Annotated in this window: 12 protein-coding genes and 1 tRNA gene; 1 reads left to right on the top strand and 12 read right to left on the bottom strand. The window is 56.4% G+C overall.

Features of this window, described 5'->3' with window-relative positions; translation table 11 throughout:
• The 6 genes from V7730_RS18445 to V7730_RS18420 form a co-directional block, all read right to left on the bottom strand.
• Positions 1–1,319: TRAP transporter permease (locus tag V7730_RS18445; protein WP_335749056.1), on the bottom strand; the 1,319-nt coding region annotated here is incomplete at its 3' end.
• 93 nt (positions 1,320–1,412) lie between these two features.
• Complete coding sequence (locus V7730_RS18440) at positions 1,413–2,582, bottom strand: TAXI family TRAP transporter solute-binding subunit (RefSeq protein ID WP_335749055.1); 1,170 nt, start codon at positions 2,580–2,582, stop codon at positions 1,413–1,415.
• 538 nt (positions 2,583–3,120) lie between these two features.
• Positions 3,121–4,665: an acetolactate synthase large subunit gene (locus tag V7730_RS18435; protein WP_443070246.1), complete on the bottom strand. Its 1,545-nt coding sequence runs from the start codon at positions 4,663–4,665 to the stop codon at positions 3,121–3,123.
• 11 nt (positions 4,666–4,676) lie between these two features.
• Positions 4,677–6,245, bottom strand: coding sequence for a class I adenylate-forming enzyme family protein (locus V7730_RS18430; RefSeq protein ID WP_335749053.1), 1,569 nt, complete (start codon positions 6,243–6,245; stop codon positions 4,677–4,679).
• A gap of 5 nt (positions 6,246–6,250) precedes the next feature.
• Positions 6,251–8,245: a TRAP transporter permease gene (locus V7730_RS18425; protein ID WP_335749052.1), complete on the bottom strand. Its 1,995-nt coding sequence runs from the start codon at positions 8,243–8,245 to the stop codon at positions 6,251–6,253.
• A gap of 78 nt (positions 8,246–8,323) precedes the next feature.
• The gene (locus V7730_RS18420; protein WP_335749051.1) at positions 8,324–9,460 is read right to left on the bottom strand and encodes a TAXI family TRAP transporter solute-binding subunit; all 1,137 of its coding nucleotides are present in this window, start codon (positions 9,458–9,460) and stop codon (positions 8,324–8,326) included.
• A 270-nt stretch (positions 9,461–9,730) separates the two neighbouring features.
• Here V7730_RS18420 and mnmH point away from each other — a divergent pair, with 270 nt between their 5' ends.
• Positions 9,731–10,777 carry a tRNA 2-selenouridine(34) synthase MnmH gene (mnmH, locus tag V7730_RS18415; RefSeq protein WP_335749050.1) on the top strand — a complete coding sequence of 349 codons (1,047 nt, stop codon included), beginning with the start codon at positions 9,731–9,733 and terminating at the stop codon, positions 10,775–10,777.
• On the opposite strand, the gene selD is transcribed toward mnmH, so the two are convergent.
• The 6 genes from selD to selA all read right to left on the bottom strand — a co-directional run bounded on the left by selD (position 10,770) and on the right by selA (position 18,671).
• A complete protein-coding gene (gene selD, locus V7730_RS18410) occupies positions 10,770–12,929 on the bottom strand; it encodes a selenide, water dikinase SelD (RefSeq protein WP_335749049.1) in 2,160 nt (719 codons plus the stop codon). The genes mnmH and selD overlap by 8 nt on opposite strands.
• A gap of 148 nt (positions 12,930–13,077) precedes the next feature.
• On the bottom strand, positions 13,078–13,599 hold the full coding sequence (locus V7730_RS18405; protein ID WP_335749048.1) for a UGSC family (seleno)protein: 522 nt from the start codon (positions 13,597–13,599) through the stop codon (positions 13,078–13,080).
• A gap of 24 nt (positions 13,600–13,623) precedes the next feature.
• The gene (locus tag V7730_RS18400; protein ID WP_335749047.1) at positions 13,624–15,213 is read right to left on the bottom strand and encodes a peroxiredoxin family protein; all 1,590 of its coding nucleotides are present in this window, start codon (positions 15,211–15,213) and stop codon (positions 13,624–13,626) included.
• 69 nt (positions 15,214–15,282) lie between these two features.
• Positions 15,283–15,377: transfer RNA gene (locus V7730_RS18395), tRNA-Sec, on the bottom strand.
• 13 nt (positions 15,378–15,390) lie between these two features.
• The gene (selB, locus tag V7730_RS18390) at positions 15,391–17,283 is read right to left on the bottom strand and encodes a selenocysteine-specific translation elongation factor (RefSeq protein WP_335749046.1); all 1,893 of its coding nucleotides are present in this window, start codon (positions 17,281–17,283) and stop codon (positions 15,391–15,393) included.
• Positions 17,280–18,671 carry an L-seryl-tRNA(Sec) selenium transferase gene (gene selA / locus V7730_RS18385; protein ID WP_335749045.1) on the bottom strand — a complete coding sequence of 464 codons (1,392 nt, stop codon included), beginning with the start codon at positions 18,669–18,671 and terminating at the stop codon, positions 17,280–17,282. Before selA ends, selB begins: the two co-directional genes overlap by 4 nt.
• Positions 18,672–18,912: the final 241 nt, after the last annotated feature.

Here is an 18,912-nt window from a genome sequence, read left to right as displayed (position 1 = left end):
GTTCGGGTTGGATACATCTTAGCACGCTGTCCAATTTTGCCGGACCACTTCACCACCAGCACTCCCACCTGTCGCAGGGTCGCGAACAAACGTGTCGGCGTCATCATCGTGTCCCGCTGAAGAAAGCTGAGCGCGATCATCAGCGCACTGGCGTACCACGGGGCATAGTATTCCCAGCGCATATACAGGAGGCCCCAAACCAAAAAGACCATGACCAACAAGAAAGGCCAGCCGCGCTTTAGAACTTCACGTGCTGACGGCAATTTGTCCGGCGCCATACCGACCAACCCCTTGCGGGCGGCATAGGCATCGACCTGCAGGATCAGACCAAAGTAAAACAGAAAGGAAGGCAGGATCGCTGCGACCATGATCGTTGCGTAGTCCACGCCGATAGTGATCGCCATGACAAAGGCGATTGCCCCCATCACAGGCGGCATGACAACCCCGCCCGTAGAGGCACATGCCTCAATCGCAGCGGCGTAGTGGGGTGGGTAGCCAACCTTTTTCATTATCGGAATGGTGATTGATCCGGTGCCTGCAATGTTCGAGAAGATCGAACCCGAGAGCGATCCGAAAAACGCACTCGCAACGATGGAAACTTTCGCGGCGCCGCCACGGTATTTGCCAAAGCCGGCGTTGGCGAGGTCGATAAAGAACTGCCCCGCACCCGTCGCGATAAGAACACCTGCGAATACGAAGAAACCAAGGACGATCTCGGCGACGATCTTGGTCGTGATGCCCATCAATCCTTCGGTTCGGAACACATGCGCCTCGATCATACGTTCAAAGGTATAGGGAATGCCCATCAGCAAGCCGGGGAAGAAGTCAGCGACCAGCGGGTAAAGACCCAGCAGGAACACAACCAGCAAAAACGGAACCCCGCCAGATCTGCGCGCGACCTCCAACATCAATACCCACAACACAACGCCAGCGGGGAAGCTTGTCCAACCGGCTTGGACGATGTCCCATGCGTAGGTCGAAAACCACATTGAAGTGCCCAGCGCGAGAACGGTGGCGATAATATCGTAGATCGGGACGGTGCGTTGGCTTTTGGTCGCGGGTAGCGCGATGAACGCAGCTGCGAGGAAGATGCCGATGAAGAACCAGTAATACTGACCTTCAATCAGGCGCTTGCCGCCAAACGGCACGCCAAACGCATAAGCTAGGCCCATGCCCATGCCCATGTCCAAACCCAAACCGCAGATGCAAAGAACAACAAACGCAATGCTGGTCCATGAGAAAAGAGCCCCGAGCCGCGTAGTTTCCGAGCTGTGTTCGGCATCAGCATCAGAAGTCGTCTGGGTTTGAGTGTCGGACATGAGGTGACCCCGAGGAATAAGGTGAATTAAAGGAAGATGCCAAGAATGACGGAGCGGATCACCGCTCCGTCATTTATCAGGTCAAAGACGTGCTCACAGACGTGAGCGGAAAACCTCTAGGCCTTCGGTGTGCTTGGCCATGATTTCCAGAAACGCTTCGTTCTCGAAATTGATCTCGACGCCTTGCTCCATCGCGTCCTTCATGCCTGCCCGACGTGCGGCAATCCATTGATCCATCTGTTCGATAGCTGCGTTGTTCCACACATCATCTTCGTCGGTCCATTGGCCGATTTCGCGCAGGTATTTCACCGTCCCCTCGTGAATGGGCATTGGGTTGCTGGCTAGGTATCCACGGAACAGATCAACAGACATACGTGCGGCGAATGCATGTGACCCTTTATAGGCGTCATGTGATTGGTGAAACCACTTCGTCATATTGTAGGCGAAATCAACGTCGGCGGTTTCAGGCACAGCGTAAACAAAGTTCGACGTCATTGAGTCGACGCCTTGCGCGGTCTTCACGCCCAGTGAGGTCTTTGTGGGGATCGTCATCGGACGGAAGCTCCGATAGCCGCTCCAGCCTTCCTTGTCCTCTGGATCCATAGCCAACCAACGAATGCTGCCAGTGGCGCCTTCCATTTCGGATAGGACGGACGAGATGGGAGAGCAGTAAGCAACGTCCGATTTTCCCTCAACAACCGAGCGGCAGTTTTCACCATAGCTTGAGGCGGGAACAAAGGTGATCTTTTCCGCAGCTTCTTCTGGCGTCAGCCCTATAAAAGCGGGGAGCGCTTTTGTTATGGCAGTGACAATCGCGGGTGAGAACACGCCAGACGTCACGCGAACGCCGCCTTTTCCAATATCACCAAGGGTCTGTAGGTCTGAATCGCCTGCAACGACAAAGCCCCAAGGGGTATCATTGTGATGCCACAAAATGCGCTGTGGCATTGGTTTAGCGGATGCATAGCCACCCACACCTTCGGGTTGGATTGCCATCTCTGACGCCGACACTGAAGCAATCGCGATGTCTTCACGATCCGTCAGACGCTTATAGCGCATGGGTTCGCTGTCTTCGGGAACAATACGTACTGTTGTACCGGTTTCTTTTTGCAGGGTGGGACCCCAGCCATTCGTCGAGGCAAAGCTGCCCGTTGATGTGCCCGGCGTGCCAATCACTAGCAGACGCGGCCAATCATAATCCTGCGCCATTGCTGCTGTCGAAAGGCCAAGTGTGACCAAGGCGGATCCTAGGCCGAGCTTCACCGATTTATTCAGTTTTTGTCATTTGTCGTTCTCCCAATTATGGTTTTTCTCTAGGTACTTCATTTTGAAACCCACGATCTCAAAACTCACAAGCCGACATACAGGCGCGTCACGTCGGCAGGATGTGATGCTTGATCATAGGTCTGTTTTGGAATGGATATGGCACCCTCCTCGTGCCTATTGCGTGCACCTCACCAAGAACAATACCTTGAAAAAATGTAGCTAATTGCAAAGTTGAGCATCCTCCTCCCGAAGAAGCACGACTCAATCAGTAGGCAGCCTAGGAGGAAAATTACCCAACGGCAATACCGCAAGACGGAATGTCGTTCCGCAAATATGACTGGACTTTTCCACTAGGGGAACACGCCCCTATCTGGGCAAACGCCGTCAAGCCGGTTGGCAGCGGAATTGATCATCCTGGCAAAGTTCCCAACACGAAATTGCACCGCAGCTTGAACCGCGATGCCGAGCTTGCTTCTTCCGAACGGGTCAAAAAGTGTGACCCGTCCGACCGTGATCCATCTCTGAAAACGGAACCCTAAAGCGTGATTTCAATCAAATTCGGGCCTGCTCCAGTCAGACCTTCATCAAGTGCCGCCTCCAGCGCTTCGCAAGTGTCCACGCATTGTGCTGTCACGCCCATTGATCGCGCCATTTGCACCCAGTCCAGTGCAGGGCGATCTAAGGATAGCATATCAATGGCTCTTGGTCCGGGGTTGCCGACCCCAACGTTGGTCAACTCTCCACGCAAGATTTTATAGCTGCGGTTGGCAAAGATCAGGACTGTGACATCAAGCTTCTCTCGCGCCATCGTCCAGAGCGATTGCACCGTGTACATCGCAGAGCCGTCCCCGGACATGCACAGCACCTTGCGATCAGGGCACGCGATGGCCGCACCGATCGCAGCAGGCATGGCATATCCGATAGAACCGCCGCAGTTGTTAAGCCAGGTGTGCCGTGCAGCGCCTTTAGTGGCCGGCGAAAACGCGCGGCCTGTGGTGACGGATTCGTCCACCACGATTCCATCCTCAGGGATCGCACGGGCAATGACCGCAGCTAGTGTATCCAGATCAATGGTGCCAGTCGGACGCTCGGGCAGAGCGGCCTCAACCACATGGGCCGGTGCCGTATCAGTGGCGCCAGCAGCATCGCGGAGCGCCTGAAGTGCAGCAGTCAAGTTGGCCCCAGCATCTGCAAGCGTCAGAATTTGAACACCTTCACGTGTCAGGATCGCGGGCTTTCCGGGATAAGCGAAAAAGCCGATGGGCGCACGCGCGCCAACCAACACGATCCGCTTGAACGGTTTCAACACTTCGAGAGCGATATCAATTGGGTAAGGCACGCGCCCGATATAGACCCGCCCTGCCCCACGCTCCAGTCGCGCGTTCGACCATTCCGACAGCAGCTTGCAACCTGTCTTGGCGGCAATCTTCCCTGCAATTTCAAGGTTGCTTTCAGTCAGCGCTTCACCGCCAAGCAGTAGCAATGTCTCTGGGCCGTCCAACGCACGGGTGGCTTGGTCTAGCAGGCTTTCGTCAAAGGGCGCAGGGACAGGAAGATCAATCGCTTCCGCAGGCTTACCCCCCTCGTTCCATGCAGTATCACTTGGCAAGATCAGCGAGACGATCTGTCCAGGACTGACCATTGCCGCCTGCACCGCGTGGGCAGCGTCCGCACCCACATCAGAAGCGGATTGCGAAGTATGCACCCAGTGCGAAACCGGTCGCGCAATCCCTTCGATATCCGATGTCAGCGGCGCATCCAGCTCAATATGTGTCGAGGCATGTTCACCAATAATATTGACCACACCTGAGCCGGCTTTTTTGGCGTTGTGCAGATTGGACAGGCCGTTCGCCAAACCAGGTCCCAAATGCAGCAGCGTTGAAGCAGGCTTGCGCGCCATGCGGTAGTAGCCATCCGCAGCACCTGTTGCCACGCCTTCTTGCAGCACCAGAACCGATCGCATGCCCGCGATATGATCAAGGGCCGCGACGAAGTGCATCTCGGACGTGCCGGGGTTGGTAAAGCAAACGTTCACACCGTTTGCCAGCAATGTGTGTACAAGGCTTTCTGCGCCGTTCATTTTCGTATCTGTCACGTTGTTTCCTTTTCCCAATAGGGCGCGCGGAGGTCTTTTTTGAGGATTTTTCCAATGGTGCTGCGCGGCAGGGCTGCGCGAATTTCGACTGCCGACAGCCGCTGGCTTTTGCCCAGCGTTGCATTCGCCTTTTGCAAGATATCATCCGCCGTGCGCACAGCCCCTTCGCGCACCACAACAAGGCCAAGCGGGGTCTCACCCCATGCGTCGGACGGGACCCCGATTGCAGCGGCGTCGGTAACGTCAGGATCTTGCAGCAAGACTAGTTCCAGATCATTGGCGTAAATGTTCAGCCCGCCCGAAATGATCATGTCCTTCTTACGATCCGACAAAACCAAGAAGCCGTCTTCGTCAAACGAACCCATGTCGCCAGATCGGAAATAGACGTTCCCCTCCGCATCGCGCCAGATGTAGTCCGACGTCAGGTCGTCGCGGCCAAAGTAGCCCGCCATCATTGTCGGGCCACGGCCGCAAATCTCACCCACTTCGCCCTGCGGCACTTCGGCGCCCGACACATCAATCAAGCGGATATCATTACCGGGGGCGAGCTGGCCTACGGTGTGCAATTTGGTCGGGTTTTCATCGGCCACCAACACGGTTACGCCGCCGCCTTCGGTCAGGCCATAATATTCGATCAGCTTGCCCGGAAAGCGCGCCAGCACATCGGCCTTTAGCGCGGCCCTTAACGGCGCAGAAGTCGAAAACTTGATCCGCATGGAAGACAGCTCAAAGCTGTCAAAATCTGGCACGCCCATGATGCGCTTGTACTGAACCGGCACAAGCATGGTGTGGGTAATCGCCTCACGCTCGACCATTTCCAGATACTGCCGCGCGTCGAACTTCGGCATCAGGTACACGGTGGAACCGCCAAAAAGCGTCGGCAAGAACGCGACGATTGTGGTGTTGGAGTAAAGCGGCGTCGAGATCAACGTACGTGCGTTGTCGTCGTAACCATTCGGCGATACACGCTCCATCTGAGCAGCGCGCATCAAGTGATTGTGCAAAATGCCCTTGGGTGTACCTGTTGTGCCGGAGGAATAAATCAGGTTAAAGGCATCAGACATCTCAAGCGCGATCATCGGATCGTCGGTTCTGGCCTGTGCCAGCGCGCCTTCGTAATCCACAAAATCAGGATCTGCAAAATCGATGGCAAAGCGTTCCAGCGGCAGGTTTGTCACAAAACCCGCGACCAGATCCAGGTACTGCTCGGCCACAAAAATCGCCTTGGCATCGCAATCGACCAGCATCTTTTGCAGCGCATCCGGTGAGGCCATGGATGACAACGGTGTGACACACAGACCTGCACGCAAGATGCCCATGAACAGCTCGGCATAAGCGATAGAATTGGCCGAGATGACAGCGATGTTGTCACCCTTGGTCAGCCCCATCGCAAGCAGCGTATTGCTGACACGGTTGATCCGTTCGTCAAAAGCACCCCATGTCACGCGGTCCGTGCCGCAGACCAGAGCTAGCGCATCTGGATGGGCCTTTGCATTTGCGCGAACGCGCTCAACAATAGTTTCGGTTGGCGCATTGTCCGCCATTGGAGGTGTTATCGGTATCATCAGTTTCAAGCCACTCTAGGATCAATAGCATTGGCGCGCCGCGCCAGAACAATAGGTACGGCACATAGTGCTGCACCAACAGCGAAGGATGCCGCATAGCCGAGTGGCACCAGTGCGTTCTGCGGCATCGCGATCAAAACACCACCGAAGAACAACAGAATACGCATCGGATGGCCCAGCGCCCCTTCCAGCGGACCAACAAGGCTAATGTAGCCTTGTAGCGCAGATGAGATTAGCGCCACGCCGATCAGAGCAGAAGTCAGTGCAACTGTAACCTCCCATGCAGGGGCCTGCCCGATAAGCGCAGGATTCAGGACAAAGAAGAACGGTGCGATATAGATCACCCCGCCCAGACGCATCGCCTCAAACCCCGTTGCGATAGGATTGGACCCCGCCATGGTTGAGGCTGCGAAAGCGCCCAGCGCGACAGGCGGTGTGATGAAGCTAACCATGCCCCAGTAAAGGATGAACAGGTGCACCGCGAGCCTGTTGAGGCCACCGGCCTCAAGCGCCGGTGCCAGCACCACAGCAAGGAAGATGTAGCAAGCCGTAACCGTCATCCCCATGCCGAAGATAAACGCCGTCAGCGCCCCCATCAGCAACAGCACCAGCGTGTTGTCACCCGCCATAAAGACCAGCTCGTTCACCAGCGTTCCCGCCAAACCGGTGGCCGAGAATGATCCAACTATAAGGCCAACGCCAAGCAGAATGGCCGTCAACTCGGCCAACCCCATGCCCACGCCGACGATCATATTGCCCAGGCGCTGCTTGTTCAAACGAAAGCGCGCGCGGAACTGGTTTACGACCAGCAACAGTGCCGTTGCATAGAAAGGCGCGGAGGATTCCTGACGCAGGCCGATCATCATATAAAGCAACAAGGCAAAAACGAAGATATAGGGCCAGCCTTCGATCATCACTTCACGCAGGCGCGGCAAATCAGGCTTGGGCAGGCCGCGCAGGCCACGCTTGGCCGAATAAGCGTCGATGCCCGTAAACAGACCCCAGTAGAACAAAATGCTGGGGATGGCAGCCGCTAAGGCGATCTCGACATAAGGACGCGACAGGAAAGACGCCATGATAAACGCCGTGGCGCCCATGATCGGCGGCATCAGCACGCCACCGGTCGAGGCGCAGGCCTCGGTCGCAGCGGCAGTCTTGGCAGAGAAACCCGTTTTGCGCATGGCAGGAATCGAAACGGCGCCAGTGGTCAGCACGTTAGAGATCACAGAGCCGGACATGGAGCCCATGAAGCCGCTAGCAAAGATCGACACTTTGGCCGCGCCGCCACGGTAGCCGCCGACAAGGCCCAGCGCCAGATCATTAAAGAATTGCCCACCACCTGTCCGCTGAAGCACCGCACCAAATAGGATAAAGCCGATGACAACGCCACCAAAGGCTTTCATCGGAATGCCGAAAGAGCTTTCAGCCGAGAAGATGTGATAAGGGACCGTTTGCATGAACGTGCTCTGGAACCCCGAAAACGGGTCCGGCACATTGCCCGCAAAGGTAGGATAGAAGGCAAAGAAGGTGACGATACAGAACAGCACAAAGCCGCCCGCGCGGCGTGTCGCCTCCAGCACCAGAACAAAGAACACCACCGAGACATATTGGCCGGTCAATGGCGCCGCATATTCCCAACCCTGCGAAAGGTTGAGCTGCGCGGTTTGCGCCAGATAGACCGTACAAGCCAACGCGATGGCAAAAAGCGTCCAGTCCAGAAAGGATGGCACGCCGCCTTTACCGCCACGCCTTTGAAAGATCAGAAAGCTGAGCGCGAGGTACATGCCGCCCAGCAAATACAGATAGCGCCCTTCGATCAGAACGATCCCCATAAACTGAAGATTGAACAATTGATTAATCACCAGGACCAGCGACAACAGCGTGCCAATAATGACAACCCAGCGGGCCGTGCCGGCCAAACGCTCGGACGGGGTTTCCCCATCGATGGCAACCTGTTCGAACCCCTTTGCATCAGCGGGGGCGTTGTTCTGATCGGTCATTGAAACATCCGTATCTGGAAAGGGACAAGCAAGTCCGGCCAGCTGAATAAGCTGGCCGGACCAATCATGTAGAGAAGCTTAGAAAGTTACAGGGAAGCCGCCTGCTATCAATGCCGCGCGGCGCGCCTCTGCCCAAGCGGCTTCCCAATCTTCTGGGTTGGCCGCTTCGGTTGCTTTCCATGCAGCGGCAAGAGCCGCCTGACGCGCTACCAGCGTGTCATTGTGGGCTTGGGCCGTTTCATTCCATGCGCCTACTTCGGAGAAGTAGCGGATCGCACCTTCATGATAAGGGACAACCCACTCCATGTTTTGTTTGTCCAGTGCCCAACCGCCGATACCGGGTGAGTTGCCGTCATACTTCGGGAACAGCTCAACCATCGCTTTGGTCATATTGTACACGAGATCCGCCTCAGTGGATTCCATCGCCGTCAGCACGGGATAAGCATAGCCTGCGCCCTGATAGCCGTCTGTGCCATCAATCGTGGCCCCTACGACTGCCTTGTTGGGGCTGAAGAAGGGCGCAATAGCGTTCATCGCGGCAAGGCCTTCTTTGTTCTCAGGATCAATTGGTGGCCAGAACAGACCCCTTGGGCCAGCTTCGGCTTCATATGCTTTGCCAGAGTTGGTGGAAGCGAATGCTGCATCAACCTGACCTTCGATCAGGCCCGTCCAGCTGGCACCAAAGCCGCCAAAATCAACCCGCTCAACGTCGTCCCAAGTTAGACCACCATAGGCCATATAGGCTTCGGTGTTCACGTTCAGCGCCGGTGCGCCGACGATATAGGCGACGCGCTTGCCCTTGAGATCGGAAAACTCTTTAATGCCAAGGTCACCAGCAACGCCTACCGCGAGGTTAATTGCGCCGCCGTTGTTGGCCATCAGCACGCGAATGGGCTGTGGTCCCCAGTTCTTGGCGCCGAAATCGAATACGCCTTCTTGGGCCATGAAGCTGCCGCCGACGCCGGTCGCGGAAAACTGGACGCGACCCTGACGTAGTGGCTCTGTACGCGACACATCGTTTTTGCCGGGCAGCACGCGCAGATTCACGCCTGTCGCATCCTGCAAGGCAGCGCCGATGGCAACCGATTGGTTATAGCCCGCTGATCCAGTGTCATACGCAGTCCAGTTGAGCTGCTTTGGCAGATCAATGTCCTGTGCAATTGCCACAGTGGCCGACAGGCTTAGTGCTGCAAATGTAGAAGTAATATATTTCATTTCTCTCTCCCTAAATTCCGACTTATTACACGCCTTAGCGGCGGCTTATCGGTACTGGCGGCCGTGCATTTTGTTGAAACACCGTTCCGCTCTGTGGAATACGATATGAATCTTCACTTGGAAGTGTCAACACAGTTCTGGAAATCTACCCGAGTCTTTGCCCCGCATTTTGGAGACAAACGGCTCGATACCGCGTGCAACATCGCTTTACCCTAGACCTTGCGGGTGTGATCACTAGAACAGGGTATTGCTATTGCACGGAGCCCGCGCATGATCCGCCAATCCCTCACGTCCCTTTCCTCGATTGCGGCTATTGGCGCGGACCTGATCATAGACGTCCGCGCGCCGTCGGAGTTCGCCGAGGACCACATCCCCGGTGCGGTAAACTTGCCGGTGCTGTCCGATGCGGAACGCTCAGAGGTCGGCAAAATCTACGTACAAGAAAGCGCGTTTAAGGCGCGCAAGGTCGGCGCTGCATTGGTGGCAGCCAATGCGGCACGGCATTTGCGGGGGCCGCTGGCGCAGATGCAGGGCGACTGGCAACCGCTTGTCTATTGCTGGCGTGGAGGTCAGCGGTCGGGCGCATTTGCGACGATTCTTGATCAGGTTGGCTGGCGCGTGCATTTTCTTGAAGAAGGCTATCGCAGCTACCGTCGGCAGGTGAGCGCTATGCTCTATGATACTCCGCTACCGCACAGGATCATGCTGCTCGACGGTGGTACGGGAACTGCCAAAACAGCGCTCTTGCAGCACCTTCGAGATGCAGGGGCACAGGTTCTTGATCTTGAGGGCTTAGCGGAACATCGCGGTTCATTGTTTGGTGCGACCAATACCGAACAGCACTCGCAGAAGATGTTCGAATCGCAGCTGGCGTCCGCGTTACAGGCGCTTGACCCAGCGCGATTGACATGGGTGGAGGGTGAAAGCAGCAAGATCGGTGCGCGAATGATCCCGCCCGCCCTTTGGGCTGCCATGCGCGTGGCCCCTCGCCTTGAGATCCGTGCGCCCTTGACCGCCCGGGCGGCTTTCCTTGCGACCGCGTACACGGATCTGACGGATGATCCGGACGCCTTGATCGGCAAGATCGAGCACTTGCGTAACTATCATGCAACCGCCACGATCGAAGAGTGGCAGGCGCTGGCCCGCGCTGGCAATTGGGAGACTCTGGCCGAACAGCTCATGTCCCATCACTACGATCCGCGCTACCTGAAGTCACAGGCGCGCGCAGAGCAAAAACCACAACAGCTGCGGTTGGAACGGCTCGATTCACAGACGTTGACCGAGACAGCCCATAGCCTACATGCACGGTTTAACTGACGCGGATCGGCCCAGAACCTGCAGATAGCTTTCCGATGATGGCCGCATCGCATCCTTGGGCGCGCAAAGCTGCCATCGCCTTTTCGGCTGCATCAGGTGACAGGACCGCAAGCAGACCGCCCGCAGTTTGTGGATCATGCAGCAGTGGATCGCTAATCCCCGTCGTAGGAGCATCCGCAATATTTGCCGCCAGTAAGGAAGACCCTATCCCTTGATCCGACAGAGCGCGCGCGCCTTTGTAGACTGGTACCTTGTCACGCCACACGTCGGCGCGCATGTGCGACGCAGCGCAAATCGCCTGAATGTGACCGGCAAGGCCAAATCCGGTTACGTCGGTCATCGCGTGAACATCCCTCAGGATCGCTGCTGCGTTCTGCTGTGGCTGCTCCATGATCGACAGCACGCGTTCGACGATCTGCGCGGGCGCTTTTCCGGCCATATGCGCTGCAAGGATAACGCCGGACCCGATGGGCCGTGTCAGAAGCAGAACATCCCCTGCTTGCGCACCTGCGACAGTTATTGGCATATCTTCGCGCACGCCTGTCACCGTGAAGCCGATCGTCAGCTCGGCACCCATCGTCGTATGCCCACCAACAATGCTTGCCCCCGCTTCAGCGAAAACGGCCTGCGCTGTTTCATTGATCTCGCGAAGGCTGCGCGTCTGAAGTGCGGCCGACATACGCGGCAGCACGATGGTAGACAAAGCCACCTGAGGCTTTGCGCCCATTGCCCAGATATCACCCAGCGCATGCACCGCCGCAATGCGGGTCATCTGTACGGGATCTTCAATAAAAGCACGCAGATGATCAGTGCTGAGCACCTGAAAGCCCCCACCAGGTTGCCGCAAAATGGCAGAGTCGTCCCCAGGACCGGTGACAACATCCGCGTGCGCCAGGCCCCCGCTGATCGCCTGTAACAGTACACCGCCGCCCACCTTTGCGCCGCATCCACCGCAGAGCGGAACCACCTGTCCATCGTCCCGCACACCGTCGGCCACGACCGAAGGTAGTGTTGGCGGTTGCATCACCGGCAGGTCGTCGAGCTTATCCATAAAGGCCCGATCAATGCGGTCCTTCCACCTCCACAACAGCGGCGCTGCGAGGGCTAACCCGTATTTCTCTGCCATGGCAGATTTGCCACCCAGCGAAATAAGCTTGAGATACGACTTTTGCGGGCGGAACGGCCGAAGGCCGCCGCCGGATAGAACACCGCGAAGGTTATCATAAAGGACAGGTGCCGCGCGGACCGCAAAAACGCCCGCTTTGGGACGCGGGGCGAACGGCATATACGCGCAGTCGCCCACCGCAAAAAGCACTGCATCACCTTTCACACGCAGATCAGGGTCCACCACGATGAAGCCTTCATTGAGCGGCAAGTCCGTTTGCGCAATCCAGTCATGCGGGAAGGCCCCTGCTGCCCCAACGCACAGCGCAGCCGCGACTGGCGCATGCGCCTCTAGCATCACCTTGTCACTTTTGATCCGCGTTACCCTTGCGTCTGGCAGAAGTTTAATCCCAAGTCCCCGCATCGCATGAAGAAGCTTGGCCCGCGCGCGCGGTCCAACGCCGGAGATTTTCGGTCCGGCCTCAATCACGCAGACCTCGGGTGCCAGCCCTTTTTCGCGCAGAGCGAAGGCCATTGCCATCGCAAGCTCACACCCTGCTACCCCGCCACCGATCACAGCAACCGTTGCAGATTTTTCGCCACGTTCTACTGCTTCGATGAAGGCACGCCATTTGGCGGCGTAAATATCTAGTGGTTTGGCCCCAACTGCGTGCTCTGCAAATCCGTCGATGCCCATGCGCGCGGTAATGCCAATGTCGATTGACGCGACATCGTAGGCTAATGGCCCGCGCCCCTCGACATGGATCATCTTGGCCGCGCGATCAATTCCCGTTGCATGGCTCAGGATTAAGCGCGCTCCGGCGAACCGGGCGAGACGCATAAGGTCAATTTCCAGCGTGTCGCGACTGTAATGCCCTGCGATATTGCCGGGCAACATGCCCGTGTAGGGTGCTGTCGGACCTGGATTAATGACTGTCAGCCGCGCGCCGGGCAAAGGGTTCATCCCCCACTTGCGCAACACCAGCGCATGCGCATGGCCACCGCCCACAAACACAAGATCGCGGGTGAAAGGTACGGCGTTGATCATGGGGTAAAAGTGTCCTTGGGCATAATAGCTACGCCCCTTCCTGCCCTGGCGGCCTGAAAATGTCCAAGCACGATGCAACACCATCAGGCGAGGCCGTTGAGCCGCAGTGTGGTTTTGCCCCGCGATCAAACCCGCGGGGCAAAACAGGTTAGTTTTCGGTCAGCGCCGCGATGACCTGCTCAAAGGCCTGAGCGGCTTTTGTGCGCATTTCGTCATCTGTAGCATCCTGAATAGGATGCGGCACCAAAACATAATGCGCACCGTTCATGCCAAGCGCGCTGCGCTGGCTTTCGGCGGCATCGCCAAACTCGCTTGACGTGATAGAGACTGCCGGGATCCCCTGGGTTTCAAACCAGAAATTGTCGTGCATACTGCACGTCGTGCAGGATCCTCAGTCGGCCAGTGCCTCTACCACATAGTTGCATGCATCCCGTATCTCGTGACGCAAGGCGTCTGGGCAGGGCTTGGCGAACGTCGGTTTGGTATAGCGGCGGATGGCCACATCGGGCGCCTTTTGCGCCAGCAAGCGTTCTAGCTCATCCAGCATCACGTTGCCGCGTGGCTTGCTGATATCCAGAAAGCCCACAACACCCGAAAGGCTGCCGCTACGTTTAGTCACCTGACGCTCAACCGGCACACGTTCGTCTGTGGGGTCGAGAATTATTGTCATTCGGTCCTCCTCTGTACGGGCAGCTTAGCCCAGGTCAATCTTTTTGGAAACTGATTGCGAGCCGACGGCACCTGTAGCCCAGCCATGGAAAGCAGACGAAAATTTCCCCGCGTCAGAACCGGCCACAACAACGTGGATGAAATCCTTGCCCGCAAACTTTGGAACAGACCGCGCCATCGCTTCGGGGCCCATCGCCTCTGCCGCTGCTGGTGAGATTCCCGCGCCGGATTTGTCGTCCGCCAGCATCTCGATCAATGGTCGCGTGGTGACTTCCTGAATCCGGTCGCGCAGGCGGTCTTTTGAATAAACGCCTTCTCGCGTCAGCGTATCAATATGTTCAGGGCAAACCACCAGCAACGCATCGACGGGCAAATTGCGCAACTTGGGCAGGAACACTCCTTCAAGGCCGAGCCCGAGAGAACCTGCAATCTGATTCGGCCCGCGCGAGGTTTGATCCACGATATGTACGGGCCCGCCTGTCATCGCAAAGACCGTGACGACAGAATCCTCCGCATCAAATCCGCGCTCTACATGCAGCGGTTCCCAAGGAGAGCGTTCCTCCCACTCCGCAAAGCACATGGTAAACTTCATGGGGTTCCCGAGGGTCGACCGTTCGACGCCGCCCGTGCTGGCCCCGCCGACGTTGCGCACAACAAGGCGCAGCGCGCGGCCAATGGTGGCGTTGGCACGGTTACCAGCCCCCAGCGCACCCAGCTTCATATTCATATCAATCTTATGGCGGATTGGCCCATTGATAATCATGACCGGAGCGGCACCCATGGTTGTTGCGGTGACCCCGTGGATGTTGAACTCATCCGTGCAGACCGCCTCAACTGCGGCAATTACCACAGGCAAATACTCAGGCTTGCAACCGGCCATGACGGCGTTAATTGCGATCTTCTCCACCGTTGCAACACCCATATTGGGTGGCACGGAAGCGATCACTTCTTGTGGGTCGCGGTGGGTGCCAGACAACATGCGCATCACACGCTCTGGCGTTGGGGGAACCAGCGGCAGTCCGTCCGAAAAACCCTGATCAAACATAAACTCGGCCACATCATCGCGGGGCGCGACCTCAATCTTGCGGGCGCGGATCGGGCTATCATCGGCCTCTGCACGCAGCTTGTCATAGACACTTGGATCAAGGTGTTTTGACCCGCATCCCGGACGCCATGCCGGAAGGCTTTCCCAATCGATTTGTATCGCAGGAAGGCCTGCCTGCGTGCTCACCTCCGCAGCCAACGCTTCCCAATCGGCGCGAATAAAGCCCTCGAAGTGATATTGCACGGCTCCTGCCGAATCGATCCAGAAGACGGACGGAACGCTCTCGATATCCCACTCAAACGCTGCCTTGCACGCGCGATCATCAAGCAGTGGCATTGTCAGATTATGGCGCTCTGCGAAGATTGCATTGGCATCACCAGACTGCGAAATCAGCAGGACATCCACCTTGTCACCGAATGCTTTGTGAAGTGCCTCCAGAACAGGCGCGGCGGTGTTGCACGTCTCGCAGTCTTCTTTAACGAAGCATACAAGGCTTGCCCGATCTCGTGGGTAATCGTGTGAATCCCCTGCCAAATCTTTCAGTGAAAACTGCGGCTGCGTGTTGCTCATGTCTATACTCCCCGGTGTCGCGCGTACTTTGCAGAGGGTAGCCCCCTAATGTCCAGCCTTCTTGGGAAGTGGCGGAGGTGGATGGGAATCGAACCCACCACACGCTGTTCATGCGCGTCCATGATTTTGAAGACCAGGGAAGCCACCAGACTCCAGTCACCTCCGCATAAAGCCTGTCTAGCAAGGCCGCGCAGGCGGGGGAACCAAAATAGCGCCCGACATCTGCCGCGCGCCCCCGTTTCGCAGCGTCACACCGGCGCGATCAAAATACTCCAGCACAGGCACAATGATTTTCCGGCTGGTGCCAAGTGCTGTTCGAGCCTGTGATGTGGTGAAGGAAGCAGGTGGCGGAAACGCATCGCACAAAGTCTGCGCCGCATCGGCGAGTGTGTCCGCATGGAACACAAGGTTTTGCTTGAGCGCGACGTTAGGCAGTGTGATTAACCGCCCTATCTCAGACAAGAATGTTGTCAGGTCTGGCTCAAACTGGTCCAGCAATGGCTGCGCAGAGGCCAGTGCAGCATCTCGGTAGGCTTGCTCAATAGTGTCGATCTGCTGACGTTGCTTGTCCGTCAGCATCGCCTCAGGGTCGTGGCTTGTAAGCGCAATCAGGTTGCCTTGCTGGCGCAGGACGCCATTCTGATGCAACAGAAGTTCGGCGTGCGCCAAAAGCAAAGGCGAAACGGTTCGGGACGCAAACACGGAACGCGGGGCCATCGCCTGTAGTGGATACGTTTTGTGATACGCTGTGATCGCGTCTGTGATCCGTACTTTGCACACATCAAGATCACTGCGGAGCGCCATATTTTTTCGATCTATTGCGACAAACTCGTCGCCAAGCAAAACATCCTTTGAATTTCTCGATAGCCGTACGATGTCATCGCGGCGTGCAATGCCACCCTGCGCGAGGATTAACGCTGTGGCAATCGCTTCTGTCGTACCATTCATTACCGCTTGCAAAAGCGCTACCCGCATTTTGTTGCCGGCGCGGGTGGGGGCGGCCTGTGGATCAAGGAATATCGCGCCACCAATAGTGTGCGCTGGCGAGAGCTTGCGGATCACCGCCCTTTGGCCCAGCAGACCGAACACCTGATTCTTAAATCTAAGTTGGGCCAAGCCAATTTGCCCGGGGTCCAGCGCACCTCCTCCGAAAAGACGTACACGCGCGACCTCACTTGAAGTGCCAAAGAGGACTCGGACCTCGTCCATGTGTTTGAGAGGTTTCCCCGCAGAGGGCAGTAGATGTAACTCAACGTCGATGCATTCGGACGTTGCGCCGACATCTTTACGACAAAGCACTGCGCCACGCGGAACATCGGACACCGCGATCCCTCGGAGGTTCACCGCAACCCTCTCTGCTGCGTGCACGATGTCACGCACCGTACCACGGCTGTGCAGGCCGCGAACCGAAACAACGCGACCAAGCGGCTGGATCGTCAATTCGTCTTCTATCTTCAGATCGCCGCCCGACAATGTACCTGTTACGATTGTTCCCTTCCCGGTGAGAGAGAAGGCTCGATCAATCGCTAATGTGCTGTGCTCCAAGCTCCGCCGATCAAACGTTTCATCCAACAATTTATTAAGGGCCGCGTTTAGATCACCCATCCCCTCACCGCTTAGCGCGGAACACAGGACCATCGGCGCGGCGGCAAATGCAGTTTCCGCGAAAGCCTTACGCAGTTCATCCAGGCGCTCTGAACGGTTCGACGGATCCAGCAGGTCCGCCTTAGTGATTGCAATTATGCCGCGTGATATTCCCAACAACGACGCAATTTCGAGATGTTCAAAAGTCTGCGCACCAATGCCTTCGATAGCAGAGACGACAATCAACGCCGCGTCCGCTCCGGATGCACCACTGACCATCGCAGGTATAAAATCCTCATGACCCGGCGCATCAATGAAATCAATCGTCCCATCGGGAAAGGATTTGTTAGCATAGCCAGGGAGAATAGAGAGGCCCCGCTCTTTTTCTTCGGGAAGGCGGTCAGTCGCTATGCCGGTGATTACACGTACCAGCGCCGTTTTGCCATGATCTACATGGCCAATCACCACAACGCAGCAAGTCTTCATGCGCCGACGATACCTTCAAACGCCGAGACAATTGCCGGAAGATCCTGATCAGCGACGGTGCGCATGTCTAACAAAAGGTGGTCTCGTTCGATTCGTCCGATGATCGGTGGCGTATTTTGGCGAAGCAACGCGCCAAGGGCATTAGGTGAATGGACATCTGATTTCACTGAAACAGTATAGCTTTCAAGATCGCGTTCCGGCAAAGCGCCCGCGCCAACTCGGGCGATGCTTGATTCAACAGAAATTTCCATCGGCCCGAGTTTGCCTAGATCATTTGCTAGATGTTTTGCGCGCTGCTCAACAGCTGTAACAGTTTCGGCCAGCATCCGCAGCACAGGAATTTCCGCCACAGGATTGTAAGGAGGGAGATACAAACGCAAAGTTGCTTCCAGAGCTGCGAGTGAAAGCTTGTCAACGCGTACAGCGCGCATCAACGGATGCGATTTAAGCTTGGCGATTATCTCTCGCTTACCAGCAATGATGCCAGCCTGTGGTCCGCCCAGTAGTTTGTCACCGGAGAACATCACGACATCGACACCAGCTTTGAGTATATCTGAGACAACAGGCTCATCGCCCATGCCATATGGTGACAGATCAATCAGCACGCCGCTGCCAAGATCTTCCATAAGGATAACACCATGTTGCTTCGCTAATTCGGCGAGATCACTGCGTTCAGGAGCAGAGGTAAATCCGATAATTTGAAAGTTGCTCGTATGGCTTTTCAGCAAAACTGCGGTGGTGTCGTCAATCGCGTGTTCATAATCGCTTAGTCTAGTTTTGTTGGTCGTGCCAACTTCGCGGAGGGTGGCCCCGCTTTGCACAATCACGTCGGGTAGACGATAGGCCCCCCCAATTTCGATCAATTCACCGCGCGAAGCCACCACGCTATGGCCTGTGGCGGTGACCATTAAGCCAAGCATGACCGCGGCTGCACAATTATTTACGACGACCGCCGCCTCAGCACCTGTGAGTCTACAGATCAAATCCTCAACATGAGTGTGGCGCGATCCCCTCTTGCCTGTTTCCAGGTCAAATTCCAGATTAGACGATCCAGTGCTGGCCGCTTGTAACGCTACCACGGCCTGATGGGCTAAAGGGGCTCTGCCCAGATTGGTGTGTATGATTACGCCCGTCGCGTTGATCACCGGTCGCAACGATGGCTTCCGGATCCTTTCGACGTCCAACGCGATTGATATAGCGAAGCTAGGGCTCTTAAAATCGGGAATATCTACAGGGTGTTCCGCGAGCAAATCGCTCCGCAACTGCTCGATTACACTTCGTAGCGAGGCAACAACCTCTTCATGGCTATATTGTTCGACCAGCAATGCCATACTCGGGAGCGTTACCAAACTTTGTATTTGCGGCAGTCTTCTCAAAGTGTGATGCACTGAAATTCCCCATCCATTTTACTCATTAACGTAGAGCCAATTCAGCAGCGGAATCAACAATATAGAGTTATTTAAATGATATGGGTACGGCTTCCCGTCCTCAAATATCAGATCCGATAGTATCCCCACCAGAAGCTGCTTGTCACTCTCTGGATGAAGCGAAGGGTCAAAACACGTCTTCAAGATGTGGGCTCTGTAAGTTGGTGTTCTATTGGCACGCAAAAGCCCCGCAGGAATTAAC

This window comes from Sulfitobacter sp. (assembly GCF_036961165.1).
Lineage (GTDB): Bacteria > Pseudomonadota > Alphaproteobacteria > Rhodobacterales > Rhodobacteraceae > Sulfitobacter.
Note: the sequence above shows the minus strand (reverse complement) of the source record. Positions and strands in the feature narration are given on the sequence as shown.

What these genes read in the sequence shown, in the direction of transcription:
- V7730_RS18435 (WP_443070246.1), bottom strand. Translation starts at nt 4,665, where the DNA reads ATGAACGGCGCAGAAAGCCTTGTACACACATTGCTGGCAAACGGTGTG.
- selD (WP_335749049.1), bottom strand. Translation starts at nt 12,929, where the DNA reads ATGATCAACGCCGTACCTTTCACCCGCGATCTTGTGTTTGTGGGCGGT.
- selB (WP_335749046.1), bottom strand. Translation starts at nt 17,283, where the DNA reads ATGAAGACTTGCTGCGTTGTGGTGATTGGCCATGTAGATCATGGCAAA.
- V7730_RS18400 (WP_335749047.1), bottom strand. Translation starts at nt 15,213, where the DNA reads ATGAGCAACACGCAGCCGCAGTTTTCACTGAAAGATTTGGCAGGGGAT.
- V7730_RS18420 (WP_335749051.1), bottom strand. Translation starts at nt 9,460, where the DNA reads ATGAAATATATTACTTCTACATTTGCAGCACTAAGCCTGTCGGCCACT.
- V7730_RS18425 (WP_335749052.1), bottom strand. Translation starts at nt 8,245, where the DNA reads ATGACCGATCAGAACAACGCCCCCGCTGATGCAAAGGGGTTCGAACAG.
- mnmH (WP_335749050.1), top strand. Translation starts at nt 9,731, where the DNA reads ATGATCCGCCAATCCCTCACGTCCCTTTCCTCGATTGCGGCTATTGGC.
- V7730_RS18430 (WP_335749053.1), bottom strand. Translation starts at nt 6,245, where the DNA reads ATGATACCGATAACACCTCCAATGGCGGACAATGCGCCAACCGAAACT.